Source organism: Pseudomonas sp. P4_C3 (assembly GCF_056402075.1).
This window is the reverse complement of the sequence record NZ_JBFUIC010000009.1, coordinates 1-25,738: the sequence shown is the minus strand read 5'-3', so window position 1 is coordinate 25,738 and position 25,738 is coordinate 1. Positions and strand designations below refer to the sequence as shown.

Annotated in this window: 21 protein-coding genes and 1 pseudogene; 10 read left to right on the top strand and 12 right to left on the bottom strand. The window is 60.6% G+C overall.

Annotated elements, in window-relative coordinates; translation table 11 throughout:
- Nucleotides 1-4 precede the first annotated feature (4 nt).
- The 4 genes from AC1DVH_RS03760 to AC1DVH_RS03745 form a co-directional block, all read right to left on the bottom strand.
- A complete protein-coding gene (locus AC1DVH_RS03760) occupies nucleotides 5-1,069 on the bottom strand; it encodes an imelysin family protein (RefSeq protein ID WP_477752679.1) in 1,065 nt (354 codons plus the stop codon).
- A gap of 27 nt (nucleotides 1,070-1,096) precedes the next feature.
- Complete coding sequence (locus tag AC1DVH_RS03755; protein ID WP_477752678.1) at nucleotides 1,097-2,524, bottom strand: di-heme oxidoreductase family protein; 1,428 nt, start codon at nucleotides 2,522-2,524, stop codon at nucleotides 1,097-1,099.
- A 280-nt stretch (nucleotides 2,525-2,804) separates the two neighbouring features.
- A complete protein-coding gene (locus AC1DVH_RS03750) occupies nucleotides 2,805-4,151 on the bottom strand; it encodes an imelysin family protein (protein WP_477752677.1) in 1,347 nt (448 codons plus the stop codon).
- A 223-nt stretch (nucleotides 4,152-4,374) separates the two neighbouring features.
- Nucleotides 4,375-6,423 (bottom strand): putative bifunctional diguanylate cyclase/phosphodiesterase, encoded by a 2,049-nt coding sequence (locus AC1DVH_RS03745; RefSeq protein WP_477752676.1) that lies wholly within the window; start codon nucleotides 6,421-6,423, stop codon nucleotides 4,375-4,377.
- A gap of 1,221 nt (nucleotides 6,424-7,644) precedes the next feature.
- Here AC1DVH_RS03745 and AC1DVH_RS03740 point away from each other — a divergent pair.
- A complete protein-coding gene (locus AC1DVH_RS03740) occupies nucleotides 7,645-7,911 on the top strand; it encodes a DUF6124 family protein (protein ID WP_115947380.1) in 267 nt (88 codons plus the stop codon).
- A 130-nt stretch (nucleotides 7,912-8,041) separates the two neighbouring features.
- Here the strand turns inward: AC1DVH_RS03740 and AC1DVH_RS03735 are convergent, their stop codons facing one another.
- The 3 genes from AC1DVH_RS03735 to AC1DVH_RS03725 form a co-directional block, all read right to left on the bottom strand.
- Entirely contained in the window at nucleotides 8,042-8,638 is a 597-nt protein-coding gene (locus tag AC1DVH_RS03735) for a superoxide dismutase (protein ID WP_008022038.1), read from the bottom strand.
- 164 nt (nucleotides 8,639-8,802) lie between these two features.
- Nucleotides 8,803-9,405 (bottom strand): LysE/ArgO family amino acid transporter, encoded by a 603-nt coding sequence (locus AC1DVH_RS03730; RefSeq protein ID WP_477752675.1) that lies wholly within the window; start codon nucleotides 9,403-9,405, stop codon nucleotides 8,803-8,805.
- Between the two features lie 6 nt (nucleotides 9,406-9,411).
- The gene (locus tag AC1DVH_RS03725) at nucleotides 9,412-9,813 is read right to left on the bottom strand and encodes an ACT domain-containing protein (protein ID WP_477752674.1); all 402 of its coding nucleotides are present in this window, start codon (nucleotides 9,811-9,813) and stop codon (nucleotides 9,412-9,414) included.
- Between the two features lie 96 nt (nucleotides 9,814-9,909).
- On the opposite strand from AC1DVH_RS03725, the gene AC1DVH_RS03720 reads away from it, so the two are divergent.
- The 3 genes from AC1DVH_RS03720 (at nucleotide 9,910) to AC1DVH_RS03710 (ending at nucleotide 12,840) form a co-directional block, all read left to right on the top strand.
- Nucleotides 9,910-10,803: a LysR family transcriptional regulator ArgP gene (locus tag AC1DVH_RS03720; RefSeq protein ID WP_477752673.1), complete on the top strand. Its 894-nt coding sequence runs from the start codon at nucleotides 9,910-9,912 to the stop codon at nucleotides 10,801-10,803.
- Nucleotides 10,804-10,857: 54 nt separating this feature from the next.
- Nucleotides 10,858-11,850 carry an NAD-dependent epimerase/dehydratase family protein gene (locus AC1DVH_RS03715; protein ID WP_477752672.1) on the top strand — a complete coding sequence of 331 codons (993 nt, stop codon included), beginning with the start codon at nucleotides 10,858-10,860 and terminating at the stop codon, nucleotides 11,848-11,850.
- Between the two features lie 117 nt (nucleotides 11,851-11,967).
- Nucleotides 11,968-12,840, top strand: a complete 873-nt coding sequence (locus tag AC1DVH_RS03710) for an ATPase (protein WP_477752671.1) — start codon at nucleotides 11,968-11,970, stop codon at nucleotides 12,838-12,840.
- Between the two features lie 173 nt (nucleotides 12,841-13,013).
- Here the strand turns inward: AC1DVH_RS03710 and AC1DVH_RS03705 are convergent, their stop codons facing one another.
- Nucleotides 13,014-14,531 carry an MDR family MFS transporter gene (locus tag AC1DVH_RS03705; protein ID WP_477752670.1) on the bottom strand — a complete coding sequence of 506 codons (1,518 nt, stop codon included), beginning with the start codon at nucleotides 14,529-14,531 and terminating at the stop codon, nucleotides 13,014-13,016.
- Nucleotides 14,532-14,609: 78 nt separating this feature from the next.
- On the bottom strand, nucleotides 14,610-15,803 hold the full coding sequence (gene pobA, locus AC1DVH_RS03700) for a 4-hydroxybenzoate 3-monooxygenase (protein ID WP_477752669.1): 1,194 nt from the start codon (nucleotides 15,801-15,803) through the stop codon (nucleotides 14,610-14,612).
- A 181-nt stretch (nucleotides 15,804-15,984) separates the two neighbouring features.
- Between pobA and AC1DVH_RS03695 the strand changes: the two genes are divergently transcribed.
- A complete protein-coding gene (locus AC1DVH_RS03695) occupies nucleotides 15,985-16,881 on the top strand; it encodes a helix-turn-helix domain-containing protein (protein WP_477752668.1) in 897 nt (298 codons plus the stop codon).
- Nucleotides 16,882-16,890: 9 nt separating this feature from the next.
- Here the strand turns inward: AC1DVH_RS03695 and AC1DVH_RS03690 are convergent, their stop codons facing one another.
- Both AC1DVH_RS03690 and AC1DVH_RS03685 read right to left on the bottom strand, forming a co-directional pair.
- The gene (locus tag AC1DVH_RS03690) at nucleotides 16,891-17,067 is read right to left on the bottom strand and encodes a hypothetical protein (RefSeq protein WP_162837843.1); all 177 of its coding nucleotides are present in this window, start codon (nucleotides 17,065-17,067) and stop codon (nucleotides 16,891-16,893) included.
- Between the two features lie 231 nt (nucleotides 17,068-17,298).
- Nucleotides 17,299-18,204, bottom strand: a complete 906-nt coding sequence (locus tag AC1DVH_RS03685) for a LysR family transcriptional regulator (protein ID WP_477752667.1) — start codon at nucleotides 18,202-18,204, stop codon at nucleotides 17,299-17,301.
- A gap of 235 nt (nucleotides 18,205-18,439) precedes the next feature.
- Here AC1DVH_RS03685 and AC1DVH_RS03680 point away from each other — a divergent pair, with 235 nt between their 5' ends.
- Both AC1DVH_RS03680 and AC1DVH_RS03675 read left to right on the top strand, forming a co-directional pair.
- Nucleotides 18,440-19,324, top strand: a complete 885-nt coding sequence (locus AC1DVH_RS03680) for an MBL fold metallo-hydrolase (protein WP_477752666.1) — start codon at nucleotides 18,440-18,442, stop codon at nucleotides 19,322-19,324.
- 56 nt (nucleotides 19,325-19,380) lie between these two features.
- A pseudogene (locus AC1DVH_RS03675) lies at nucleotides 19,381-19,974 on the top strand (NAD(P)-dependent oxidoreductase); the annotation flags it as partial.
- 19 nt (nucleotides 19,975-19,993) lie between these two features.
- On the opposite strand, the gene AC1DVH_RS03670 reads toward AC1DVH_RS03675, so the two are convergent.
- Nucleotides 19,994-20,875, bottom strand: coding sequence for a LysR substrate-binding domain-containing protein (locus tag AC1DVH_RS03670; RefSeq protein WP_477752665.1), 882 nt, complete (start codon nucleotides 20,873-20,875; stop codon nucleotides 19,994-19,996).
- 159 nt (nucleotides 20,876-21,034) lie between these two features.
- Here AC1DVH_RS03670 and AC1DVH_RS03665 point away from each other — a divergent pair, with 159 nt between their 5' ends.
- The 3 genes from AC1DVH_RS03665 (at nucleotide 21,035) to AC1DVH_RS03655 (ending at nucleotide 25,516) form a co-directional block, all read left to right on the top strand.
- Entirely contained in the window at nucleotides 21,035-22,672 is a 1,638-nt protein-coding gene (locus AC1DVH_RS03665) for a 5-guanidino-2-oxopentanoate decarboxylase (protein WP_477752664.1), read from the top strand.
- A complete protein-coding gene (locus AC1DVH_RS03660) occupies nucleotides 22,669-24,117 on the top strand; it encodes an aldehyde dehydrogenase family protein (protein ID WP_477752663.1) in 1,449 nt (482 codons plus the stop codon). The genes AC1DVH_RS03665 and AC1DVH_RS03660 overlap by 4 nt, the downstream gene beginning before the upstream one ends.
- A 295-nt stretch (nucleotides 24,118-24,412) precedes the next feature.
- Entirely contained in the window at nucleotides 24,413-25,516 is a 1,104-nt protein-coding gene (locus AC1DVH_RS03655; RefSeq protein ID WP_007986100.1) for an ABC transporter substrate-binding protein, read from the top strand.
- Nucleotides 25,517-25,738: the final 222 nt, after the last annotated feature.

Genomic DNA, 25,738 nt, shown 5'->3' with positions numbered 1-25,738 from the left:
CTCATCAGTCACCGTCGTTGGCATTGAAGCCCAGTTGGATGCCCAGCGCCTTGGCCAGATCGGCCTCGTGCAGGCGATGGACGACGTTGAGGCTGTCATACAGATCGTTGAGTTGCTGGCGGCCGGCGTCGTCACCGAGCATTTCGGTCAGCGAGCGCTGGTTGCTGGCGAACAGTTTCAGCGAGGCGGCATAGGCGGCATCGATCTTGTCGGCCAACGGTTTCTGCTCGCTCGGCAACAGGCTGCGCAGGCCTTTGTTATCCACACCTTCCCAGACTGTCTTGGCAGCCGCGAGGCTGGCTTCGAGGCTGGTCAGGGACGACTGGCTACGCCATGCATCGGCCTGGAACGGTTGCGGCACACCCTTGGTCTGGYGGCCCATCGGCGTGCCGAGTTTTTTCTTCAGGGTGTCGATGGCCGTGACTTGCACACGCAGCAGATCGGCGATCGCTTCGTGGGAGTCCGCGTAGCGCTGGTTCGGGAATTTGCTCATTTGCGCGAGCATGCCGTCGGTGTTGTTCCAGGTTTGCAGAATGTCTTCGGCCAACTGTTTCTGGCGCTCACCGATGGCGACCAGCAACGGGCAGTATCTGGCCTTCTGCTCAGCGTTGGCCACGTCAGGCTTGCTGTCGAACAGAATGTATTCGTAGGCCGAAAGACCCTGTACCACAACGCTGGACTTGGCCAGGGCGGCGGCATCGATTTGCGGCTGGGCGGTAACCAGTTGTTCGACCTGACGACCGACCAGGTTTTTCTTGTCCGGCCAGAACTGTACTTGCCACGAACGGTTGCCTTCGGCTAATGGCCCGATCAGCAGCGGTTGCAGTTCGGCCCAGGCTTTTTGCGCGTGCAGGAAATCGGCACGAGCGGTTTCCAGGGTTTCCTTGCCTTCGCAGTAGGCGAGGGCGCTGACCGCCAATTGACGGTCGGCTTCAACCCAGCGGGTGTAGGTCGGCAGGATCACCGACTTGGCGATAGCCGACGACGTGACCGCTTGTGGGTCTTGGGGCGAGCAGGCGCCCAGGGCGAGTGCGGCAAGGCTGGTGAACAACAGTTTGGGACGGAACATGTCGGGCTCCCGCGAGTGGAATACGTGTTAAAGGGAATTCAGGAACGCCAGCAACGCAGCGCGTTGCTCGGCATCGAAAGACAAAACCTGTTGCTGCGCCGCTGTCGCCTCGCCGCCATGCCAGAGCACGGCTTCGAGCAGGTTGCGAGCGCGGCCGTCGTGCAGGAACTGGGTGTGGCCGCTGACCGCCTGTGTCAGGCCGATGCCCCACAATGGCGGGGTACGCCATTGGCGGCCGCTGGCCTGGAATTCGCTACGGTTGTCGGCCAGGCCGTCGCCCATGTCATGCAGCAGCAGATCGCTGTACGGGCGAATCACTTGATTGGCCAGTTCGGGTTCGGCGGCGTTGGCGGCGGTGGTGTATTTCGGGGTGTGACAGGACTGGCAGCCCGCCTGATAAAACAGGGACTTGCCGGCCAGCACTTCAGGTGCGTTGACGTCACGACGGGCCGGTACGGCGAGGTTACGGCTGTAGAACAGCACCAGGCGCAGGATGTTGTCGCTGACTTCCGGCTCGCCATTCGGGCCGTTGCCACTGGGTGCCTGTTTGCAAGCCGTTTGCGCGTCCGTGCAGTCATCAAACGGTCTCAGGCTGGTCGTGAGGCCCATATCACCCGAAAACGCGTGAACATTTTGTTGATTGAGGTTCGGTTGTCCGGCTTTCCAGCCAAATCGTCCCAACACTGTCTTTTGTTGGGCATCGTCCCACACCTGGTTCGGGCGTCCGGCGATGCCGTTGTTCGCCTTGGCCTGTGCCTCGGCGTTGGCCAGGATCGCTTCGTCGGGGATCGCTTCGAGCAGGCCCAGGCCAATCATCGGCGGCGCTACACGTGCCGAGAAACGGGTGTCGGGGTGCATCGGGCCGTAGCCCAACTGGGTGATGTTGAGGCTTGGTTTGCGCAATTCGACTTCGGTGCCGTCCTTGAAGCGAACCGGCACGGCGGTGTAATCGACCCGCACTTTGCCTTCGGGGGCCACGCCGGGTACGGCCATGTCCTGGAACTGACCGCCGTAGACGGGCTCCGGCACCACGCCGAGCTGTTCGATGACCTTGGCATACGCCGGGGCGTCGGGAATCGACAGGCGTACCAGCATCGACACGGCGTTCACATCGTCGGGAGTCGGCGGATGGCCGCGGCCGTCCTTGATGTGGCAGCCCTGGCAGGCATTGGTGTTGAACAGTGGACCGAGGCCATCGCGAGCGGTCGTCGTCGACGGGGCGATCACCCAGGGGCTGCGGAAGAAGCTGTTGCCGACGCTGAAATCCACGCGCCGTGACGGCGGCAGATTCGCCGAGGGCATGGAAAACGCATTCTGATCGGTCTTGCGCACCGTCGCACTACCGCCGGAGCGGGCTTCACCAGGTTCGGCCTGGGTGAATTTCGGGGCGTCATCGCAGGCACTCAGGCCCAGGGCCAGAAACAGTGCGGACAAGCGAAGAGGCAGCGAGGGCATCAGACATCCTGCAAGACGAGCAAAACAAGGGCGCAAAGTCTAACAGGGGATGGGAATTTGAATAAGAGGAATTATCGTTTGCTTGATGTGGGGCAATTGTCGCGGCCAACCCTGAACCCTGTGGGAGCGAGCCTGCTCGCGATTGCGGTGTGTCATCCAAAACTGATGTCGACTGACACGGCCCCATCGCGAGCAGGCTCGCTCCCACAATGGGCTGTGTATGGCAGATATGAAAAAGGCGACCCGAAGGTCGCCTTATTACTCACTCAGCCAGCGTTGATCAGAATTCGTGATCAGCGTTGTCCGGGTTCAGGTCGTTGATGCCCAGTTTGCCTGCAGCGGCTTCGATCGAACCGGTCTGCTTGACCAAGGACGCGATAGCGTCGCGGACGATCTGGTTGCCCGCGGTGTTGCCAGCGGCGATCAACTGGTCGTAGTGCTCACCCTTGTTGGCGTGGTCGACCATGATCTGGATCTTGGCTTCGGTAGCAGCCAGGTCGTCTTTCAGTGCGGTGTCAGCAGCCGGATCAGCCTTGGCCACCAGGGACGACAGGCTGGCGCCAGTCATTTTGGTGCCGTCGACACGGGAGTATTCGCCCAGGTACACGTTACGAATGCCCTTGGCATCGTAGAAGTGCGAGTTGTGGGTGTTGTCGCTGAAGCAATCCTGTTCGTCTTCCGGGGAGTTGGCTTCCAGGGAAACCTTCATGCGCTCGCCCGCCAGTTCGCCCAGGGACAGGCTGCCCATGCCGAACAGCATTTTGCGCAGGCCGGTTTCAGCCGGTTCCGCTTCCAGGGTGGCGCGGTAGTTGTCGGCCACGTTTGGCTTCCAGTTACCGACCATTTCTTCCAGGTCGCTGACCAGCAGTTGGGTCACGGCTTTCAGGTAGGCACGACGACGATCGTTGTGACCGCCAGTGGCGCCTTTGCCTTCCAGGTAGTCCGAAGCCGGACGGTTGCCGGCGCCAGGGCCGGTGCCGTTCAGGTCCTGGCCCCAGAGCAGGAATTCGATGGCGTGGTAGCCGGTGGCAACGTTGGCCTCGGAACCGCCCAGCTCGTTCAGGCTGGCGAGTTTTTCCGGGGTGATGTCTTTGACATCGACCTTGTCTTCGCCGATCTGTACTTCAGTGTTGGCGATGATGTTGGCAGTGGCACCCGGGTTGCCCAGGGCGTGTTCGTAGGACTTGTCGACGTAGTCGATCAGGCCCTCGTCCAGCGGCCAGGAGTTCAGCTGACCTTCCCAGTCGTCAACGATGGTGTTACCGAAGCGGAACACTTCGCTCTGCAGGTAAGGCACGCGGGCGGCAACCCAGGCTGCCTTGGCGGCTTTCAGGGTGTCGGCATTCGGCTTGGCGAGGAAGGCGTCGACGGCGGTTTGCAGGGTCTTCGCGGTGGATTCGGCATCGCTGTAAACGGCGAAAACGATGTCGGCGTAATGGGCGACAACGGCTTTGGCGGCGGCTTCGTCGACTTTACCGGCAGCGGCAGGCGCAGCGGCTGGAGCAGCCGCAGTGCTGGCAGCTGGCGCAGGCGCGGCAGCTTTTTCCTGGTCTTTACCTTCGCCGCAACCGGCGAGGGAAATAGCGATGGCCAACAGACTGGCGGTAGCCAGAGGCATACGAATCATGGCGAACATCCTGCTTCGATAAGGGGGGAGTGGTGCGATGCGCACGCAAAACTGCGACATAATGCAAATCTTTCGCATTATGTGTAAAGGGTTGTACCTGTAAATATTTCTTATTCACTGTAGGAGCGAGCTTGCTCGCGATGGACGTGAACGATGACGCGTTCATTCTGAATGAGCGTGTTGCTCTCAGGTTCATCGCGAGCAAGCTCGCTCCTACAGGGGATTACAAAATAGCGGCATTGCTGCGTTGGGCCTGCTTCAGGTAAACGCCCAGTTCCCGTGCCGGCAGCGGCTTGCTGTAGAGATAGCCCTGACCTTCGTGGCAGCCTTCGGAGATGATGTAGGCCTCTTGCTCGGCGGTTTCCACGCCTTCGGCAATCACCTGCATGCCGAGGCTCTTGCCCAGCTGGATGATGGCCCGAACGATGGTCGCATCGTCGTCATCGAGCAGGTCCTGAACGAAGCTCTTGTCGATCTTGATCTTGTCCAGCGGCAGGCTCTTCAGATAGCTCAAGGATGAATAGCCGGTGCCAAAGTCATCGATGGCGATCAGCGCGCCGGAGCGGCGCAGGCTGAGCAGGTGCTGGGCCGCCGTGCTGATGTCTTCCATCAGACCGGTTTCGGTGACTTCCAGCTCCAGGCTGCGTGGTGGCAGGCGATACATCTGCAGCAGGTTGTTGACCACCCGTGGCAGTTCGGCGTGGTGCAATTGAACCGTGGACAGGTTTACCGCCATGCGCAGGTCGCTGAAGCCCTGGTCATGCCACTCGCGTAATTGTTTGCAGGCCTGGTCAAGCACCCATTCGCCGATGGCAATGATGGTGCCATTCTGTTCGGCCAGCGGGATGAACAGGTCAGGCGGTACCATACCGTGCTCGGGGTGTTGCCAGCGAATCAGGGCTTCGACGCCCACCACGCGGTTGTCGCGATAGCTGATTTGCGGCTGGTAGACGAGGTAGAACTGATTGCGGATCAGGGCATCGCGCAGGTCTTTTTCCAACTCGCGGCGGCGGCGCATTTCGGTGTCGACGCTGGCGATATAGAACTGATAGCGGTTGCGCGAACGGGTCTTGGCCAGCGTCATGGTCTGCTCGGCCTTTTGCAGCAACTTCTCGGTACTGTCGCCGTCCTCGGGGAACAGAGTGATGCCGATGGTGGCGCGCAGGCGGATCTCCTGATGGTCGAGGGCAAACGCCGCTTCCAGATCATCAAGAATGCTTTGCGCCAGCTCGGYGGCTTCGTAGGGCTGCTCGATATCGGCCTGGACCAGAGCGAACTGGTCGCCACCGAGACGGGCGAGGGCACCCAGGCGACCGCTATGACCGCGCAGGCGATCGGCCAGGGCCAGCAACAACTGGTCGCCGGTCTGGTAGCTGAACTGCTCGTTGATGCCCTTGAAGTCATCGAGGCCGACACACAACACCGCGACCCGGCGCTGCAGTTTGCCGGCGTCGATGAGGATCTTGTCCAGTTGCTGCTGCAATTGCTGCCGGTTCGGCAGTCCCGTCAGGAAATCGTACTGGGACATGCGCAACAGGCTGTTTTCGGCTTCGTGGCGCAGATGGGTATTGCGTTCGATGGATTCGAGCAACTGGTTGGCGGTGTTGATCCAGATGCCCAGTTCGTTTTTCTCGTGGCCCTTGAGCAGCGGAATCTTGTGCTCGCTGGGACGATCCGGATTGATTTCCGTGAGGTGCTCGATGATCCGCGACAGCGGCTTGGTCAGCAGCCAGTGATAGACCAGATACAACACCAGCCCCATGGCGAGCGCGCGCAGTACGCCGGAAATGAAGATGATCACCGAGCTGACAATGAACCCCTGGCCGTAAGTGGCGGTATCGAGGGTGATGCTCAGATCGCCGTAATACTCGCTGTAAGGCCCGCGACCGACCAGTTGGGTGGTGAAGGTGCGTTCCTTGCCAAGAATCGGGTCGGTCAGCCAGCGACTGTGGGAGTGCTGCAACTCGCGGTTTTTTTGCGCGAGCATGGCTTCGTTGGGATGGCCGATGGAGGCCTGGCGCACGGCGTCGTCCTGAAACAGGCCTTCGATGACCTGCATGCCCATTTCCCGGTCCAGGCTATAGACAGCCTGGGTCGAGGGGTCGCGAAACATGTCGAGGATACGCTGGGCATCGCTGGCGACGGCCTGGCGTGTTTTATAGGCATCGAACACAATCTGAGCGCAGCTCAAGACCACGCCGACGATCAATGCCGACAGGAGCACGACCCGCAGCAACTTCACCGACAAGCTGTTCTTGAGTTCCAGCTTCAAAGGGTTATTCCTTGTTCCGTGCGGGTAGCATCAAGTTGCCATGAGTATTGGCAATCCCGTGATGGCAGTCAAAGTGACAATCATCCTTGGGGGATTTTGCCTGCAGCTTGGCCGATTTGCAGTTGTCTTGACGAGTTAGCCTATTAGCACTGTGTCGGTTGTCGAGTCCTTCAACTTGAGGGGCGGGGTGGAGATATTTTCCTTTTGTTTGATGTTAGTCGTCTGCGGCTGGGGAGCAAGGACCAGGGGGCTTGTTTCATCGTCGGGAAATGCCTTGGATTCTGTAGGTTGGTTTGGATATTTAACGGAGTACATATCCATTGCTGCGGTAACGGCGGCTGGCGGTTTCGCCCTTACGGCGAGTCCCTTTTGTCAAACGACACAAAAGGAACCAAAAAGTCTCGCCCCTTACGTACGGCCCCTCGCTGAGGCTCGGGGTTCCTTCGCTCCGGTGTTCATCCGGGGGCATTGCCCTCCGGTCGGCTTCGCTTCGACCTACATGCAATGAGTTCGACTGCGTCGAACGGCGCTGCGCGCCAATCCCCGGATGAACACCTCCACTCAGCCTGCCGAGGGGGCGGGTGGATCAAGATCAAAAGCTGCAGGCGAGCTAACGCTCGGCCCTGTAGGAGCGAGCTTGCTCGCGATGGACGTCAACGATAACGCGTGCTGCCTGAATGCCCGCGTTGTCCTGGAGTTTTTCGCGAGCAAGCTCGCTCCCACGGGGATCTTCAGTGGCCGGAAGTCCCGACTAAAAACCGGGGGCCCAATGTGAGCGAGCCTGCTCGCGAAGATGGCGGGACAGTCGACATTGCATTTTCAGCCACACCCCAACATATCGTTTCCACACGCCCGCGTGGGAGTGCTGCCAGGGACGCTCCGCGTTACGTTTTTGCGGGTTAGCGGTGTAGGAAAGCGCCAGAAGTTTCCCACGCAGTTTTCAGGTTGTCCGTCGGAAGCGGACTCAATAGCCTCTGACTGTCGCTGAAAACTCAGCGATCGGGTGTGAGAACCCGGCAAGTCATAGTCATCCAGTGCCAGTATCCGCATAATTGCCGCCAGCTTATCCGCTGTCTGTAAATGCGTTATGGCGGCTGTGTGCGGGCAGACTTTTGTCTGGCCGGGTGGCCTATGACCGGTTTTCTCACCTCGCACATAGCTGCCACCTCTTTGCCGTGTGAGAACGGCAATTGGCGGCACCCACCGCATAGGAATATTTCAGTGGATAAGTTAATCCCCGATCCCCCCAACAACACCACCAAACCCTACACCCCCAACACCATGTTCATGATCGTCCCGGACATGGATACCGAATCCCTGCTTGCCCATGCCTGTGAATCACTGGCTTCGGCCAACGTCATGGCGAGTGATTTCGCCACCTTCCTGACTGGCCCCCAGCGCAACACGGCGTTGGCCATTGCGCAGATCATCATGCTGGCGGAACTGGCGGTGAATCGTGCGTTGGATAACGTCGATCCGCAGGGATAGGTATTCAGTCAGGTTGACCGCGTCATCGTTCATCGCGAGCCTGCTCGCGAAGGGGCCCTGCCGAACGCTGAAAATCCCGGGCAATAAAAAACCCGGCTAAAAAGCCGGGTTCTTTTGACTGGCGTCGAGCTTAAGCGGTGAAGGTTTTGCCTTCGAACTGCTCAGCCACGAATTTCCAGTTGACCAGGTTCCAGAACGCTTCGACATACTTTGGACGCAGGTTGCGGTAGTCGATGTAGTAAGCGTGTTCCCAGACGTCGCAGGTCAGCAGCGGGGTGTCGCCGTTGGTCAGCGGGTTGCCGGCGCCGATGGTGCTGGCCAGGGCCAGGGAACCGTCAGCCTTCTTCACCAGCCAGCCCCAACCGGAACCGAAGGTACCGATGGACGTCTTGCTGAACTCTTCCTTGAACTTGTCGAACGAACCGAAAGCCGCGTTGATGGCTTCAGCCAGAGCGCCGGTTGGTTGACCGCCGGCGTTTGGCGCCAGGCAGTTCCAGTAGAAAGTGTGGTTCCAGACCTGAGCGGCGTTGTTGAAGATACCGCCCGAGGAAGTCTTGACGATTTCTTCCAGGGTCTTGCCTTCGAACTCGGTGCCTGGCACCAGGTTGTTCAGGTTCACGACGTAGGTGTTGTGGTGCTTGTCGTGGTGGAACTCCAGGGTTTCCTTGGAGATGTGCGGCTGCAGGGCATCGTGTGCGTACGGCAGTGGCGGCAATTCGAAAGCCATGATGATTCTCCTAATCAGGTCAGTTGCGGTGAGCGCAAGGCCGATCACGGGCGGCCAGACAAGCGCCGGGGAGTTTGTACTCTTTGCGGCGCAGGGAGTCGGATCATAGCACCGGGGGGGCGGCATAACCACGCAACAACTGTGTGGAATAGAGGTTCCGCGAATCAGCTGGCCGCGATCAACTGGAGCGCTACGGCAAACATCATCATAGCCACCAACAGATCGAGAATTCGCCAGGTGCTGGGGCGGGCGAGCCACGGTGCCAGCCATGCCGCACCGAGCGCCAGGGTGAAAAACCACAACAGCGAGGCGCTGGCCGCGCCGACGACATAAGCGCCGGGCTCGGTTTGTTGGGCGCCCAGGGAGCCGATCAGCAAAACGGTGTCCAGATAGACGTGCGGGTTGAGCAAGGTCACCGCCAGCGCGCTGAGCATCACCGCCCGCAGCGAGCGTACGGTCTGGCCTTCGCCCTGCTCAAGGCTCTGCTTCGAGAAGGCCCGGCGCAGCGCCTGGCTGCCATACCACAACAGGAACGCTGCGCCGCCCCAGCGGGCGATGGCCAGCAGCGTCGGGTTATGCGCCAGCACCGTCGCCAGGCCAAATACCCCGGCGGCCACCAACAGGGCATCGCAAGCCACGCAGAGCGCCGCCACCGGCAGGTGATGTTCACGCCGCAGGCTTTGCGCCAGGACAAACGCATTCTGGGTGCCGATCGCCATGATCAGGCCGAAGGCCACGAGCAGCCCGTTCACATAACTTTGCCACATGATTATTTACTCCGCGTTGGCTGCCAGATCCCGCAGCACCTGCAGGGCACGGTCGGCGTCGGCCTGGCCGACAAACAAATGGTCGTGGTAGTAGCCGGCAATCACGTTGCAGCTGATTCCGGCCTGGCCCAATGCCGTGGCGAACGCGGCGGTCAGGCCGACGGCGTCGAGGGCCGAATGTACGTTCAAGGTGATCCAGGCGGCGATGTAGTCGAAGCTGAAACCGGCTTTTTCGGCGTGGGAACGTTCGAGAATCACGGTCAGGCCTTCCTGCTCGCGGAAGCTGCCGACAATCTCCAGATCCTTGGGCAACTTGCCGTCACGCAGGGTGCAGAACACGTATTCGCCGGCGTTGAGTTGCGGGCTCATACTGCGCAGCAGCGTTGCCAATGAAGTTTCGCCAGCCATGTGGGTGATCCTTGTTCAAGAGTTCTTGCTGGTCATTGTCCTTGTGAAGGCTGTATAAGAAAAACCAATCTTGCTGATCGCTCATTAGGAAAACTGATGTTCGACTATAAATTGCTTTCTGCCCTGGCCGCCGTGGTTGAACAGGCCGGTTTTGAACGGGCGGCCCAAGTGCTGGGCCTGTCGCAATCGGCAATTTCCCAACGTATCAAACTACTGGAAGCGCGGGTCGGCCAACCGGTACTGGTGCGGACTACACCGCCAACGCCGACGGAAATCGGTCGACGGCTGCTCAACCACGTGCAGCAGGTGCGCTTGCTTGAACGGGATTTGCAAAGCCTGGTGCCGGCGCTGGATGAAGAGGGCCTGCCGGAGCGCCTGCGGATCGCCCTGAACGCCGACAGCCTGGCCACTTGGTGGGCGCAGGCCGTGGGGGCGTTTTGCGCGGAACAGCATCTATTGATGGATCTGGTGGTCGAAGACCAGACCGTCGGCCTCAAGCGCATGCGCGCCGGTGAAGTGGCGGCCTGCGTCTGCGCCAGCGAGCGCCCGGTGGCGGGTGCGCGCAGCGTGCTGCTGGGGGCCATGCGTTACCGGGCACTGGCCAGCCCCGCCTTTATTGCCCGGCACTTTCCGCAGGGCGTACGGGCCGATCAGTTGGCCCGCACCCCGGCGCTGGTGTTTGGCCCGGACGATTTCCTGCAGCATCGGTACCTTGCGTCCCTCGGCGTCGAGGGCGGTTTCGAACACCATTTATGCCCGTCCTCCGAAGGTTTCATTCGTCTGACGGAAGCCGGGCTGGGTTGGGGGCTGGTTCCGGAACTGCAGGTACGCGAGCAACTGGAAAGGGGCGTATTGCAGGAGCTGCTGCCAGATAAGCCGATCGATGTGCCGTTGTACTGGCATCATTGGCGTAATGGCGGCCAGCTGCTGGGGCTGCTCACCGATCAATTGGTACGCGCATCGAAGCAATGGCTGGTGCCCTTGGACTGACGCGCAGCGTCAAGACCTCACGTAATACGCAAAACGAAAAATTCGGAGCAATTCATGAAGATTCTGGTTACCGGCGCAAGCGGCTTCATCGGCGGGCGCTTTGCGCGTTTTGCCCTGGAGCAGGGCCTGGACGTGCGGGTCAACGGTCGCCGGGCCGAGAGTGTGGAGCATCTGGTACGCCGGGGAGCCGAGTTCATCCAGGGTGACTTGAGCGACCCGGAACTGGCTCGCGAACTGTGTTCGGACGTCGAGGCCGTGGTGCATTGCGCCGGTGCCGTCGGTTTGTGGGGGCGTTATCAGGACTTCCATCAGGGCAATGTCCAGGTCACTGAGAACGTGGTCGAGGCCTGCCTGAAGCAACGGGTACGGCGGCTGGTGCATTTGTCGTCGCCGTCGATCTACTTCGATGGTCGCGATCACCAGGGCCTGAGCGAAGAACAGGTGCCCAAACGCTTCAAGCACCCTTACGCCGCCACTAAGTACCTGGCCGAGCAAAAAGTCTTCGGCGCCCAGGAGTTCGGCCTCGAAACCCTGGCCCTGCGCCCGCGTTTCGTCACCGGGGCCGGCGACATGAGCATCTTTCCGCGCCTGTTGAACATGCAGCGCAAGGGGCGCCTGGCGATCATCGGCAACGGTCTGAACAAAGTTGATTTCACCAGCGTGCAAAACCTCAACGAAGCGTTGCTCAGCAGTTTGCTGGCCAGCGGTTCCGCGTTGGGCAAGGCTTATAACATCAGCAACGGCACGCCGATTCCGTTGTGGGACGTGGTCAATTACGTCATGCGCAACATGGAGGTTCCACAGGTAACCCGTCACCGTTCCTACGGTCTGGCCTACAGCGTGGCGGCGCTCAACGAGGGTGTGTGCAAGTTGTGGCCGGGGCGTCCCGAACCGACGCTGTCGCGTCTGGGCATGCAGGTCATGAACAAAAATTTCACCCTGGACATCAGCCGCGCCCGGCATTATCTGGATTACGATCCCAAGGTCAGCCTCTGGACGGCCCTCGATGAGTTCTGTGGCTGGTGGAAGGCCCAGGATATTCGCTGATGCCCGAACAACGACTCCTTACTGAACCGGATACGGGGCTTGGGGGTCAATGGTTACGGCTGTGGGGTTTATACTGCGCGGCATAAAGCCATCATTTGTTTCACTAAGGTTGATTCAATGTCTATGCGTAACGATGCCAACGACGACTTCGACGAAGTACCGAGCCTGCGTGCAGATGTTCTCGACGACGACTTTCCACCCACTGCCCGCACGGCCGTGCATTCGCGCACGGCGCCGGTGGTGAGGGTCAAGGCGGCGAGCACTGGCCCACTGTGGGCGTTGGTCGGGGCGTTGATCTTTGCGTTCGCGGGCCTGGCTTGGTGGAGCTTCCAGCAGATCTCCCTGATGGAACAGCAACTGGTGGCGACCCAGGAAAGTTTCGCGCGGATCAGTGAGGAAGCGGCTGGGCGCCTGCAGGACATTTCCGGAAAGGTCGTTGCCAGCCAGACCAGTGTCACCACCGACAGCGAGGCCTTGAAGCTGCAAATCCGCCAGCTGGAAAGCAAACTCAAGGACCAGGGCGCCCAGCAGCAAGGTGTTGCCGGCCAGGCCTCGGATCTGGACAAGCGACTGGCACAAATGACCGCGCAATCCACCGAACTGGACAAACGCCTGGCGCAGTTGACTGCCCAGGACACCGAGCATCAGACGGCCAATATGCAGTTGCAGGCCCAGGTCAAAGCCTTGAGCGCTGAATTGGCCGCCTTGAAAAGTACCCCGTCCGACTCGGAAAAACTCGACGCACAGCTGAAAAGCCTGGGCGCCGACATTACCGCGCTGAAAAAACAAGGCAACCCGAGCGCTGCCATCGAGCGTCTCGAGCAAGACATGATCGTGCTCAAGAGCCAGCAGGACAACCGTCCGGCCGCCGCACAGGGTTCGACCAACACTGCCGAGTTCGATGCCTTCCGCAGCCAGGTCACCCGCAACATCAATACCCTTCAGGCGCAGATCCAGAACCTTCAGCAGCAACTGCGCGCCCGGCAATAATCGCCTGCATGCGGATCTTACTGATTAGGCTGAATGCCATGTTGCGGGACGGCACCGAATAGCGGTGACGAGTGGCATGGTGAAGACAGTTGCTCCCACAAGGACCATGCAAATCCTGTGGGAGCGGCGGTGCGGCGATCCGACTTGCCCGCGATGAAGGCAACGCGGTCTACCTACCGAACCTTGTCCTCGCGCCCGCGCAACAACATGTTCGGCATGGCAATCGCTGCCGCCAGCCCCAGCAGCGACACCACAGCGCTGACCGTCAGCAAGTGCCGGAACGTCAACAACAACTCGGCACGCAGGGCGTTCTGCGCGTCACCCGGTGCGGCGTTCAACCCGTCCAGCAACACATTCCCCGAACTGCCTTCGGCAATCAGCGACGAGCCGGCCAGATGCGCAAAACTCGAATCCTGCAACAACGCCAACAGCAGTGCCGACATCAACGCCACGCCGACCGCACCACCCAGCGAACGGAACAGATTGGTGGTGCTGGTGGCCACGCCGATGTCTCGCTGGTCCACCGAGTTCTGCGTGCCGACCAATGACGTCGGGAACTGCATGCCGGAGGCAATCCCGCAGAGCAGCATGAACAGGCTGCTCAAGACGAACGCCTGCGGCGGGCTGAACGCCATGCCAAGAATCGCGATGGGCATCAGCGCAGCACCGGTGAGGATCATCGGTTTGTAGCGCCCGGTCACGGAGGTGCGACGGCCGGCGAAATACGCGCCAATCGGCAAGCCCATGGCCAGCGGCAGCAGATGCAGGGCGGCACTGTCGGCACCGGCGCCGGTGACGCTCTGGAAGCGCAGCGGCATCAATACGATCAGCGAGATGGCCTGGAAACTGGTGAAGAAAATCGTGCACCAGCACAGGATCGCGTTGCGGTTGGCGAACAGGTGCATGGGCAACAGCGGCTCCCGTGCCCGCCGCTCGTGGACGACGAACAACCCCAGCACCAGCACTGCACAAGCGAGCAGCGCCAGCACTTCGGCACTGCGCCACGAATGGCCCTGACCGACCTGCGTGATGCCCAGTAACAACGCCGTCAGCCCGATGATCATCAGCGCGGTGCCCAGGTAATCGATGATCGGTTTGCGTTGCGGAATCGGCAGGCCTACCAGCGTGCGGTCAGCCACCAGCCAGGCGCCCAGGCCCAATGGCAGGTTGATCAAAAACACCCAGCGCCAGGACAGGTATTCGGTCATGTAGCCGCCAAGCACCGGGCCGGCCACGCTGGCCACCGCGTACATGCTGCTGAAATAGCCCTGATAACGACCGCGCTCCCGTGGCGGCACGATGTCGCCGATGATCGCCTGGCTCACCGAGATCATCCCGCCGGCCCCGATGCCCTGGAGGATCCGCGCCAGCACCAGTTGCTCCATGCTCTGGGCCATGCCGCAGAACACCGACGCCAGGGTGAACAGGCCCATGCCGAACAGCATCAGCTTGCGCCGCCCGTACAGATCGCCCAGTTTGCCGTAGATCGGCACTGCCACGGTCATGGCCACCATGTAGCCGGAAATCACCCAGGCCAGCAGGCTGACGTCCTTGAATTGTGCGGAAATGGCCGGCATCGAAACGGCGACGATGGTCTGGTCCAGCGCCCCGAGAAAGATCGCCAGCATCAGCGCGATCAGCACGCTGCGGATGGCGGGTTTGGGCATTTCAGGCTGGTGGAGATTGGTCACGGGAAAACCTGCGGGCAGTGATTGACCCGCAAGTAGCAAGGCGAGCGGGGATGCTCGTCAGTGTAAGTCGATAGGAAGCTATTCGATAGCCTCATAAGGAAGCCCGACGTAGTTTTCTGCAATGGTCTTGCGACCCGCCTCGGAATCGATGAAATACTCCAGTTCCGACTCGGCAATGCGCTGACTGAAGGCATCGTGATCATCGAAACGGTGCAGCATCGAGGTCATCCACCAGGAAAACCGCTCGGCTTTCCACACCCGGCGCAGGCAGATTTCCGAGTATTTCTCCAGCAGATCAAGGCGATCTTCGCGGTAAACCTTGAGCAGGATATTGAACAGCGTACTGACGTCACTGGCCGCCAGGTTCAGGCCCTTGGCGCCGGTGGGCGGGACGATGTGCGCGGCGTCTCCGACCAGGAACATCCGCCCGTATTGCATGGGTTCGACGACGAAGCTGCGCAGTGGCGCGACGCTTTTTTCGATGGACGGGCCCGTTACCAGTTTGTCCGCCAACTGTTGTGGCAGTCGCGACTTGAGTTCGTCCCAGAAGCGTTGATCCGACCAGTTATCCACATGATCGCCGGTGGGCACTTGCAGGTAGTAACGGGTGCGAGTCGGCGAGCGCATGCTGCACAGCGCGAAACCGCGCTCATGGCGGGCGTAGACCAGCTCTTCGTGGACCGGCGGGGTATCGGCCAGGATCCCGAGCCAGCCGAACGGATAGATCCGTTCGAAGACTTTCAGGCTGTCGGCGGGAATCGATTGCCGCGCCACTCCATGGAAGCCGTCGCAACCGGCGATGTAGTCGCAATCGAGACGATACAGCTCGCCGTCCTGCTCAAAAGTGACAAACGCTTCATCGGTTTTCATGCCGTGGGGAACAACGTTGTCGGCTTGATAAATCGTCTGCGCGCCAGCCTCCCGACGAGCGGCCATCAGGTCGCGGGTGACTTCGGTCTGGCCGTAGATCATCACGGTTTTGCCACCCGTCAGGGCGTGCAGATCGATGTGGACCTGGCGTCCGTCGAGGGCCAGTTCGAAGCCGCCATGCACCAGTCCCTCGGCGTCCATGCGCTGACTCACGCCGGCCTGGCGCAACAGCTCTACCATGCCTTGTTCAAGCACGCCGGCGCGGATTCGGCCGAGCACATAGTCCGGGGTCTGGCGTTCTAGAATGACGGTGTCGATACCGGCGTTGTGCAGCAATTGGCCGAGCAACAGGCCTGAAGGGCCGGCACCAATGATGGCGACTTGGGTTTTCAGCGTTTTCATTGTTGTTATGACTCGCAAGCTTCACGCGACCAGGGCCGGTGAATGATTTTTATGGATCGAGTGCTTGCATTTTTCCCTTGCGCGTCTGTCAATTGAAGGTGAAAACTGAGCCGATACCTGTACATTCTGCCAATCGGTGCGATTATCGCCCGCCATCTACTCCGAGGCCTGGATTGAAGTGATGAACAAGCCTGACCTGCCTTCGATTCCGGTGTTCAAGCTCTACGGTGAAAGCCTGGATTGGCCGACCCCGGACTTGCTGCACTGTGAAACCATTTCCAAACGCAGCCGCGAACATCATTGGGAAATCAAACCCCACCGCCACGCTGATTTGTGCCAGTTGCTCTTCGTGTTCAAAGGTCAGGCAGAGCTTGAAATCGAAGGCCAGCGTACGCAACTGGTGGAACCGGCGATCCAGATCCTGCCACCGCTGTCGGTGCACGGCTTTCGCTTTTCCGAGGATGTGGAAGGGTTTGTCGTGACCCTGGCCGCGCCGCTGATCGCCCACCTGCAGATGCAGTTGGGACACTCGGTCAATGCCCTGGCCCAGTCCGAAAGCTACCCGGCAGGCAAGGACGCCGAGTACCTCAACAGCCTGTTCAGTGCCTTGCAGAACGAATACACCAGCCATCAACCGGCGCGGGAAATGCTCATGCATTCGCTGGTCAGTGTGATCATGGTGTGGGTCAGCCGTCAGGTGATCCAGCGTCGCACTGCCATGGCGCGACCGCAGCGGGCCCGGGAATACCTCAATGGCTTTATTCAGCTGGTGGAAGAGACCTATCGGCAGCACGTCAAGGTCGAGGACCTGGCGCACCGGCTGGGGATTTCCGTGTCCCACCTCAACGGCACCTGTCGTGAGCTGGCGGGGCAACCGGCGTTGCAGATCATGCACGAACGGCAATTGCTGGAGGCCAAGCGTTTGCTGACCTACACCAGCATGACCATTTATGAAATGTCCGACGTGTTGGGGTTTTCCGATCCGACCAACTTCACGCGCCTGTTCCGGCGTCGTGTGGGGATTTCGCCCAAAGCATTTCGCGACCGCTTGAAGGCCGATCAGGACAACGAAGCCTGACCCCTTTCGTTACCGGAGGGCGTTGAGGGTGGCGTTGTGGGGGATGCAGCGCTCGAAGTTGCAGCTCGCGTATTCACGGGGCAGGTTGCGCAATTGCTCTACGCGCCAGGCGGCAGCGCCATACAGCCCGAGCGTGACCGCACAGGTGATGAAAATCGCGAGGTATCTTCTTGTTTTGATGTTCATGGCGTTGACCTCTGAACGAATACCTTTCGGTATTACTTTGAGCATAGGTCAGCGCGGGTGAGTTGCCAGCAAGCCGGGGTTGGCATTTGACGCGGTATTCAGAACGCTGATGCCTCCTGTGGGAGCGAGCTTGCTCGCGATAGCGGTGGATCAGTCGACATCATTGGTGAATGGTCTGCAGCCATCGTCGGAACGCCGCCCGGAGCAAGCTCGCTCCCACAGGGTTTCCATTTACAACCCGATATCCCACTCCGGCTCCTCCGGAAATCTAAGCACCAGAAAATCCAGCAAGCTGCGCAACGCCGCTGGCATGTGCTTGCGTGAGGCATACACCGCATACACGTTCATTTGCCGTGGTTCGGCCGCCGGCAGCAGGCGAATCAATTCGCCGCTGTGAATGTGCACGCCGGCCTGATACGTGGGCAGCATCGCCACCCCGGCGCCGGCGATCGTTGCGCGTAGCAGCGTGCTGGCCTCGTTGGCGCTGATGTTGCCCTGCACCGGTACTGAAACCTGCTCGCCGTCCTGCTCGAAATGCCAGAGGCTTTTGCCGAAGTAGGAATGGGTCAGGCAATTGTGCCGGCTCAGGTCCTCGACCCGTTGCGGCGCCGGGTGCTCGCGCAAGTAAGCGGGGGATGCGCAGATCACCGAGCGACAAACCGTCAGGCGGCGGGCGATCAGGTTCGGGTCCAGGTCGTTGCTGGTGCGGATCGCCAGGTCGATGCGCTCATCGATCAGGTTCACGGTGCGGTCGAGCATCTGCATGTCGATGCTCACGCCGGGGTAGCGTCGGACATAGGCGGCCATGGCATCGGCCAGTTGTGCCTGGCCGAAGGAGGTGCTGACGCTGATCCGCAGCAGGCCGCGCGGTGCGTCATCCGGTTCGCTGACGGCGGCTTGCATGTCGCTGGACAAATCGAGCATCTGCCGACAGCGGGGCAGGATCTCGTTGCCGGCGGCGGTAAGGCTCAACTTGCGCGTGGTGCGATGCATCAGGCGCGCGCCAACCCAGTCTTCCAGTTCCGCGAGATACCGCGACACCACCGGCCGTGACAGATCCAGATGATCGGCGGTGGCCGACTGGCTGCCGAGGTCGACCACCGTGACGAACACGCGCATTGCTTGAAGACGATCCATGATTTGCCCGCTTTCAGAAACAAACTATGTCCAAGCATCGCATTTTTTGTACTGAGTCAGGCAACTAAGCTCTGTTCCACTGTAGGAGCGAGCTCGCTCGCGATGGTCGTTAACGATAACGCGGGTTACCGGTTAAACGCGGCGTCTTCGATTCCATCGTCGGAACGCCGCCCGGAGCAAGCTCGCTCCTACAAAAGACATCGCCATGCAAGGCCATCGGACAACGGAGCAACAGATGATCGGTTTCACCACTTTAAAGCGCATTTTGCTGGTAGGCGCCGCCCTCGGTTTCGCCGCCCATGCAGCCGCCTCGACCCTGACGCTGGATGTCTACAACCCCGGCGAAAAAGCCATCTTCCCGGTGACCTCGGTGCTGGTCAGCGGCGAGAAAGAAGCGATCCTGGTGGATGCGCAATTCGGCAAGTCCCAGGCCGAACAGGTGGTGGAAAAAATCCGTGCCAGCGGCAAGCAGCTGACCACCATCTACATCAGCCACGGTGACCCGGACTACTACTTCGGCCTCGAAACCCTGACGGCCGCGTTTCCCAAGGCCAAGATCCTCGCTTCGCAGCCGACCGTTGACCACATCAAGCAAACAGTCGACGGCAAACTGGCGTTCTGGGGCCCGAAAATGGGGGCTGATGTGCCGGGCAAAACCATCGTGCCGGACGTGCTCAAGGGCGATAGCCTGAACCTTGAAGGGAAGAAATTGCAGGTGGTCGGTCTTGAGGGCCCGCAGCCGGATCGCAGCTTCGTATGGATTCCGTCGATCAAGGCCGTGGTCGGAGGTGTCGTGGTGGCGCAAAACATCCATGTGTGGATGGCTGACACGCAAACGCCACAGTCCCATGCCGATTGGTTGGCTACGCTGCACTCCATTGAAACCCTGAAGCCGCAGACCGTGGTACCGGGGCATTACCTGGGCGAGAACGATCGCTCACTGACGGCAGTGCAGTTCACTTCCGCTTACATCAAGGCTTTCGACGAGGAAACCGCAAAGGCCAAGGATTCTGCTGAACTGATTGCGGCAATGAAAAAACGCTTCCCGGCACTGGGCGATGAAAGTTCGCTGGAGTTGAGTGCCAAGGTCGCCAAGGGGGAGATGAAGTGGGGTGAATGAAGTTAAGAGGTAGTAGGCCTTTGATATCAATGCTTTCAAGCCAACTGGAGAACGTCATGAGCAAAATCGCAATCATCGGTGCCACCGGTCGTGCCGGTAGCCAATTGCTGGAAGAAGCCCTGCGTCGCGGTCACAGCGTTACCGCGATCGCCCGCAACACGGCGAAAATCGGCCCGCGTGCCGGATTGGTCACACGCAACGTCGACGCTCTGGATGCCAGTGCTTTGCAAGCGGCCATCGAGGGGCATGACGTAGTCGTCAGCGCCGCACATTTCGCGACCCTGCCTGCCAGCGCCGTCATCGGGCCGGTGAAGAAGGCCGGGATCAAACGCTTGCTGGTGGTGGGCGGTGCCGGTTCGCTGTTGTTGCCGGATGGTACACGAGTGATCGACAGCAAAGGTTTTCCGGACGCGTACAAGGCCGAAGCCAGTGCCGGTGCCGAGTTCCTCGCTAACCTGCGTCAGGAAAAGCAACTGGACTGGACCTTCCTGTCGCCATCGGCCGAATTTGTCGAGGGCGAGCGCACCGGGAAATTCCGCATCGGTCAGGATGATTTGCTGGTGAGCAGAGAAGGGCGCAGCTGGATTACTTTTGCCGACTATGCGATTGCAATGCTCGACGAAGTAGAAGCGCCGAAGCATTCGCGGCAGCTCCTACAGATACCGTGGTTTACCGAGACTGCGCCTGCTCCACCAACCAGCTCATCAATTCACGTAATTTCGGCGAAGGTCCTGGTTTTTCGGGGAACACCAGGTAATACGCCAGCCCCGTCGTCACCTTCAATTCGAATGGCATGACCAGCCGCCCGGCGTTCAGGTCATCGCCAATCAGCGACCAATCACCAATCGCTACCCCCGTTCCCTGGGACGCCATCGACATTGCCAGGTCCAGTGTTTCGAAGTGCTGGCCCTTGCCGACATTGGTCAAATGCACATCCGCGGCTTTCAACCAGGCCTTCCAGTCCCGTTCATCGCGGGTTGGGTGCAGCAACAGGTGTTGTTGCAGATCGGCTGGTATCTGCAGGGGCATGGGGCCTTCGAGCATCGGTCTGGAACACACAGGCGTGAGTTGTTCGTCGAAGAGTTTTTGCGACATCAATGAATCGTCCGGCGGTGCGCCGTACATCACCGCTGCATCGAACTGCTCGCGATGAAAATCCACACCGTGCTTGACCGTGGTGGTCAGCTCCACCGGTACGTCCGGGCGTTCCCGTTGCCATTGCAACAGACGCGGCAGCAACCAGCGCATGACGCAGGTCGGGGCCTTGAGTTGCAGGGTTTCGCGCTTCTCGCCGATCTGTTCAACCGCCTCATCGATCAGGCCGAAAATCTGCTGCACCCGTGGCAGCCATTCCCGTCCCTCGGCTGTCAGGTCCAGGCCTCGGGCCAGGCGGATGAACAGTTCATAACCCAGATGATCTTCCAGCCCGGCGATCTGTCGACTCACCGCGCCTTGGGTGATGTGCAGTTGCTCGGCGGCCCGGGTGAAGTTGCAGCACTGCGCGGTAATCAGAAAAGTGTGCAGCGCCGGCAGGGGAGGCAGTCGTTTCATTGGGATCCAAGGTATGACGTGAGGACATGGCTAGTATGACTTTTTATCCATTGTTGCGGCTACCTGTCGCCCGTTCCAATGAGGCCATTCCCGGGCCTGCGAATCCATCATAAACACAGCGCACGCCCGGCGTCTCAAACGAACAAAAAGGGCAAAGACATGGCGACGTGCGGCGAAGTATTGGTCAAGTTACTCGAAAACTACGGGGTCGAGCAGGTGTTCGGCATTCCGGGGGTGCATACCGTGGAGCTGTATCGCGGGCTGGCCCGTTCGAGCATCAACCACGTCACGCCGCGCCATGAACAGGGCGCCGGCTTCATGGCCGACGGCTACGCCCGCACCAGCGGCAAACCGGGTGTGTGCTTCATCATCACCGGCCCTGGCATGACCAACATCACCACCGCCATGGGCCAGGCCTACGCCGATTCGATCCCGATGCTGGTGATCTCCAGCGTGCAATCGCGCAGCCAGTTGGGCGGTGGTCGCGGCAAGCTGCATGAGCTGCCGAACCAGGGCGCACTGTGTGCCGGTGTGGCGGCGTTCTCCCACACCCTGATGTCGGCTTCCGAGCTGCCGGGCGTGTTGGCTCGTGCCTTTGCGCTGTTCCAGGCTGGCCGTCCGCGTCCAGTGCACATCGAAATTCCGCTGGATGTGTTGGTCGAAGAAGCCGACGACTTGCTCGCCAGCCTGCCGGTCAATATCGACCGAGCCGGTGCTTCGCCGAGCGCCGTGTCGTGCATGACCGATTTGCTGGCCGGCGCCAAGCGTCCGCTGATTCTCGCCGGTGGCGGCGCCATCGACGCGGCCGTCGAGCTGACTGAGCTGGCCGAACTGCTGGACGCACCGGTCGCCCTGACTATCAATGCCAAGGGCATGCTCGCCTCCGGCCACCCGTTGCTGATCGGCTCGACCCAGAGCCTGGTCGCTACCCGTGCGCTGGTCGCCGAGGCCGATGTGGTCCTGGCCATCGGCACCGAACTGGCCGAGACCGACTACGACGTGACCTTCGCCGGCGGTTTCGAAATTCCTGGCAAGTTGCTGCGCGTCGACATCGACCCGGACCAGACCGTGCGCAACTACCCGCCGCACGTGGCACTGGTGGCCGACTCGCGCAACGCCGCCCAGGCTTTGCTCAGCGCCTTGTCGCACAAGTCCCTGGCCGAGCGCCGCAACGATTGGGGGCAAGTACGCGCCGCCCGTCTGCGTGAAGACCTGGCCGCGACCTGGGACGCACCGACCCTGGCTCAGACCCGTTTTCTCGAAACCGTTCTGCATGAATTGCCGAACGCGGTATTCGTCGGCGACTCAACGCAACCGGTGTACACCGGCAACCTGACGTTCAACCCGGAGCGCCCGCGTCGCTGGTTCAACTCGTCCACCGGTTACGGCACCCTCGGTTACGCCTTGCCGGCAGCGATTGGCGCCTGGCTGGGTGGCAGCGTTGAAGGTGGCGCGCGTCCTCCTGTGGTGTGCCTGATCGGCGACGGTGGCCTGCAATTCACCCTGCCGGAATTGGCCAGCGCCGTTGAAGCGCGCACTCCAGTGATCGTGCTGCTGTGGAATAACCAGGGCTACGAAGAGATCAAGAAATACATGGTCAACCGTGCCATCGAGCCGGTCGGCGTGGACATCTACACCCCGGACTTCATCGGTGTGGCCAAGGCATTGGGTTGCGCGGCGCAAGCGATCAGCAGTGTCGAGCAATTGCGTGGCGCATTGCGTATGGCCACCGATCGCCAGGGCCCGACCCTGATTGAAATCGACCAGGCCGAGTGGATGCAGGCGGTGTCGAAATGAGCTTCCCGACTACCCTGGATGGCCTGTACATCAACGGCCAATGGTCGGCCGGCAACGAACACCTGCGCGTGATCAACCCGGCGACCGAAGCCCTGTTGACCACCGTGAATGGCGGCGACGAGCGTGCGGTTGATCAAGCCGTGAGCGCGGCGACCCAGGCGTTCGCCGTCTGGTCGAAAACCACAGGCGCCGAACGCGGCGCGATCCTGCGCAAAATCGCCGTGGGCGTGCAGGCCAACCGTGAAAAGCTGATGCACTTGCAGTCGAGCAACAACGGCAAGCCGCAATTCGAAGCCGCGATCGACGTCGATGACGTGATCGCCACGTTCGAGTATTACGCCGGTCTGGCCGAAGGGCTGGACGCGAAACAGGACAGCGTCATCGAGCTGCCGACCGACGATTTCAGCGCTCGCCTGCGCCGCGAGCCGTGCGGTGTGGTCGGCCTGATCGTGCCGTGGAATTTCCCGATGGTCACCACTGCGTGGAAACTCGCCCCGGCCCTGGCCGCCGGTTGCTGCGTGGTGCTCAAGCCTTCGGAAGTGACGCCGCTGCCGGAGCTGGAACTGGCGGCGATCATCGCTGAAACCGGGTTGCCTGCGGGCGTGTTCAACCTGGTGTGCGGCACTGGCCGGGCGGTTGGCGCGCCCCTGTCGGCTGACTCGCGCATCGCGAAAATATCCTTCACCGGCAGCAATGCGGTCGGCGTGCAGGTCATGCAACGTGCGGCGGAAACCGTTAAAGGCGTGAGCCTGGAACTGGGCGGTAAATCTTCGCTGCTGGTACTGGCCGATGCCGATCTCGACCTGGCGGTGGAAGTGGCCTGTGGCGGTGGTTTCTTCAACGCCGGGCAGATGTGCTCCGCCACCAGCCGCGTGCTGGTCGCCGATGAACTGGCCGATGAATTCCTGACTCGTGTGAAGGCCCGTGCCGAAGCGATTCGCGTGGCCGACCCGTTCGACCCGAACGTGGAAATGGGCGCCCTGGTCAATCAGGCGCAATACCAGCGCGTGCTCGGTCACATCGACCGTGGTTTGAGTGCCGGCGCCAAGCTGGTTTGCGGTGGCAATCGCCCGGCCGACCTGCCGCGCGGATATTTTTTGCAGCCGACGGTGTTCACCGAAGTGCCCCTCGACAGTGCGCTGTGGTGTGAAGAGATTTTCGGCCCGGTGATCTGCGTGCGCAGTTTCGCCTCTGAAGCCGAGGCGATTGACCTGGCCAACGACAGCCAGTTTGGTCTGGTCGCCAGTGTGGTGACGCGCGATGCACAGACCGCTGACCGCGTCGCCAACGCTTTGCAGGCGGGGCTTGTGTGGATCAACGCGCCACAGGTGATCTTCCCGCAGACCGCCTGGGGCGGCTACAAGCAGAGCAGCATCGGCCGCGAATTGGGGCCGTGGGGCTTGCAGGCTTTCCAGGAAATCAAACACGTGATCCGGGCAGTCTGACGCCAATCACTGTAGGAGCGAGCCTGCTCGCGATGGACGTCAACGATGACGTGGGTCGCCTGAATGTACGCGGTGCCTTTGCACCCATCGCGAGCAGGCTCGCTCCTACAAGAGGCATGCGCTGGCGTCATGGCTTCAATGAGTTTTTATCGATAGTCAGGTGTTTTACACGACCTCAGGATGAACTTGCTGGCTCAGCCAAGCCCCCGAAAATACGAGGGATAACGCTGGTCCGGTCGCGCGGATGCAACAGTTTCGACCTGCCTTATACCTACAAAAACAAAGGGAGTCCGTAATGGGCGAGCATGATCTGAACAGACGTCAATTCATCAAGACCGTGGGCGTAGCCTCGGTTGCAGCGGCAGCCATGAGCATGCCGTTCATCAAGGCCAATGCCAGCGACACACGTTTTGCCGGCAAGACCCTGCGTTTGCTGACCTGGTCCGATGACACGGGCCTGGCCGCACTGCGCAACATCGCCGCGACCTTCGAAGACAAGTACGGCTGCAAGGTCATCGCTGACCGCACCGGCAGTACCTCGGAAATGGTCGCCAAGCTCAAGGCCGGCGGTGATCGTCCGCAGTACGACATCATCACCCTGGCAGGCGTCGGCGCCGAAGGTCTGGCCGCCGCCAACCTGCTGGAAAAACCCGACCTCAACCGCATTCCCAACCTCGTCGATGTACCGGAGAAATACCGCACCGGCGCCAATGGCCACGGTATCGGTTATCTGCTGTGGTGCAACAGCCTGGTCTACAGCACCCGCACCCAGAAACAAGCGCCGGACAGTTACGCGGCCCTGTGGGACCCAGAACTGGCACCAAACATCTTCCTGCCGCCGCCGAACTGGACCGAGGCCATGGACCTGATCATCATCGCCGCCAAACTGGCCGGTGGTGACGAACACAACATTGAACCTGGCTTCAAGAAACTCGCCGAGCTGAAGGATCGTGTGGTGACCCTGGGTGAAAACCCGAACCAGATTGCCGAACTGTTCCGCACCGGTTCCCTGGACATGGGCGGGCTGTACGCCCCCGCGTTCTTCCCGAAGCAGATCCGCGATCCGAACTACGGCCTGGGCGCCACGTTCGGCATGAAGGAAGGTTTCTACACCGACCTGATGCTGTCGGTGATGCCGAAGAACCGTCCGGGCGATACCGACATGGCCTATGCCTTCATCAACCACTCTCTGGACCCGCTGGTGCAGGGCAAGATGGCTGAAGACATCTACAACGGCCCGGTCAACGCCAAGGCGATCATCTCCGCCGAAGCACGCAAGAGCCCGTACATCCTCACGCCGGAGCAGATTGCCGAGAAGGCGATCATGCACGACAACGCCTTCCTGGCGACTGTGCATGACCAGTGGATTCGTCGTTACACGGAAATCTTTTCTTCCTGATCGAGTGACGTACACAGGATCTTCAAACACTGAAGATCCCCTGTGGGAGCGAGCTTGCTCGCGATAGCGGAGTGTCAGTCGCCATCATTGGCGACTGACAAGCATTCATCGCGAGMAAGCTCGCTCCCACATGGGGCAAAGTGACCTTGAGTCTTGTGTTTGTCAGCTGCTTTCCATTGACGAGACCCTTTGCTATGGAACACCAACCTCTGACTCATCCGC

Excerpts from the sequence above, each read along its gene's own strand:
- AC1DVH_RS03755 (WP_477752678.1), bottom strand. The coding sequence starts at position 2,524 with ATGCCCTCGCTGCCTCTTCGCTTGTCCGCACTGTTTCTGGCCCTGGGC.
- AC1DVH_RS03680 (WP_477752666.1), top strand. The coding sequence starts at position 18,440 with ATGATCGGTTTCACCACTTTAAAGCGCATTTTGCTGGTAGGCGCCGCC.
- AC1DVH_RS03690 (WP_162837843.1), bottom strand. The coding sequence starts at position 17,067 with ATGAACATCAAAACAAGAAGATACCTCGCGATTTTCATCACCTGTGCG.
- AC1DVH_RS03695 (WP_477752668.1), top strand. The coding sequence starts at position 15,985 with ATGAACAAGCCTGACCTGCCTTCGATTCCGGTGTTCAAGCTCTACGGT.
- AC1DVH_RS03665 (WP_477752664.1), top strand. The coding sequence starts at position 21,035 with ATGGCGACGTGCGGCGAAGTATTGGTCAAGTTACTCGAAAACTACGGG.
- AC1DVH_RS03730 (WP_477752675.1), bottom strand. The coding sequence starts at position 9,405 with ATGTGGCAAAGTTATGTGAACGGGCTGCTCGTGGCCTTCGGCCTGATC.
- AC1DVH_RS03720 (WP_477752673.1), top strand. The coding sequence starts at position 9,910 with ATGTTCGACTATAAATTGCTTTCTGCCCTGGCCGCCGTGGTTGAACAG.
- AC1DVH_RS03750 (WP_477752677.1), bottom strand. The coding sequence starts at position 4,151 with ATGATTCGTATGCCTCTGGCTACCGCCAGTCTGTTGGCCATCGCTATT.
- AC1DVH_RS03655 (WP_007986100.1), top strand. The coding sequence starts at position 24,413 with ATGGGCGAGCATGATCTGAACAGACGTCAATTCATCAAGACCGTGGGC.
- AC1DVH_RS03670 (WP_477752665.1), bottom strand. The coding sequence starts at position 20,875 with ATGAAACGACTGCCTCCCCTGCCGGCGCTGCACACTTTTCTGATTACC.
- AC1DVH_RS03715 (WP_477752672.1), top strand. The coding sequence starts at position 10,858 with ATGAAGATTCTGGTTACCGGCGCAAGCGGCTTCATCGGCGGGCGCTTT.
- AC1DVH_RS03725 (WP_477752674.1), bottom strand. The coding sequence starts at position 9,813 with ATGGCTGGCGAAACTTCATTGGCAACGCTGCTGCGCAGTATGAGCCCG.
- AC1DVH_RS03710 (WP_477752671.1), top strand. The coding sequence starts at position 11,968 with ATGTCTATGCGTAACGATGCCAACGACGACTTCGACGAAGTACCGAGC.
- AC1DVH_RS03685 (WP_477752667.1), bottom strand. The coding sequence starts at position 18,204 with ATGGATCGTCTTCAAGCAATGCGCGTGTTCGTCACGGTGGTCGACCTC.
- AC1DVH_RS03660 (WP_477752663.1), top strand. The coding sequence starts at position 22,669 with ATGAGCTTCCCGACTACCCTGGATGGCCTGTACATCAACGGCCAATGG.
- AC1DVH_RS03735 (WP_008022038.1), bottom strand. The coding sequence starts at position 8,638 with ATGGCTTTCGAATTGCCGCCACTGCCGTACGCACACGATGCCCTGCAG.
- pobA (WP_477752669.1), bottom strand. The coding sequence starts at position 15,803 with ATGAAAACGCTGAAAACCCAAGTCGCCATCATTGGTGCCGGCCCTTCA.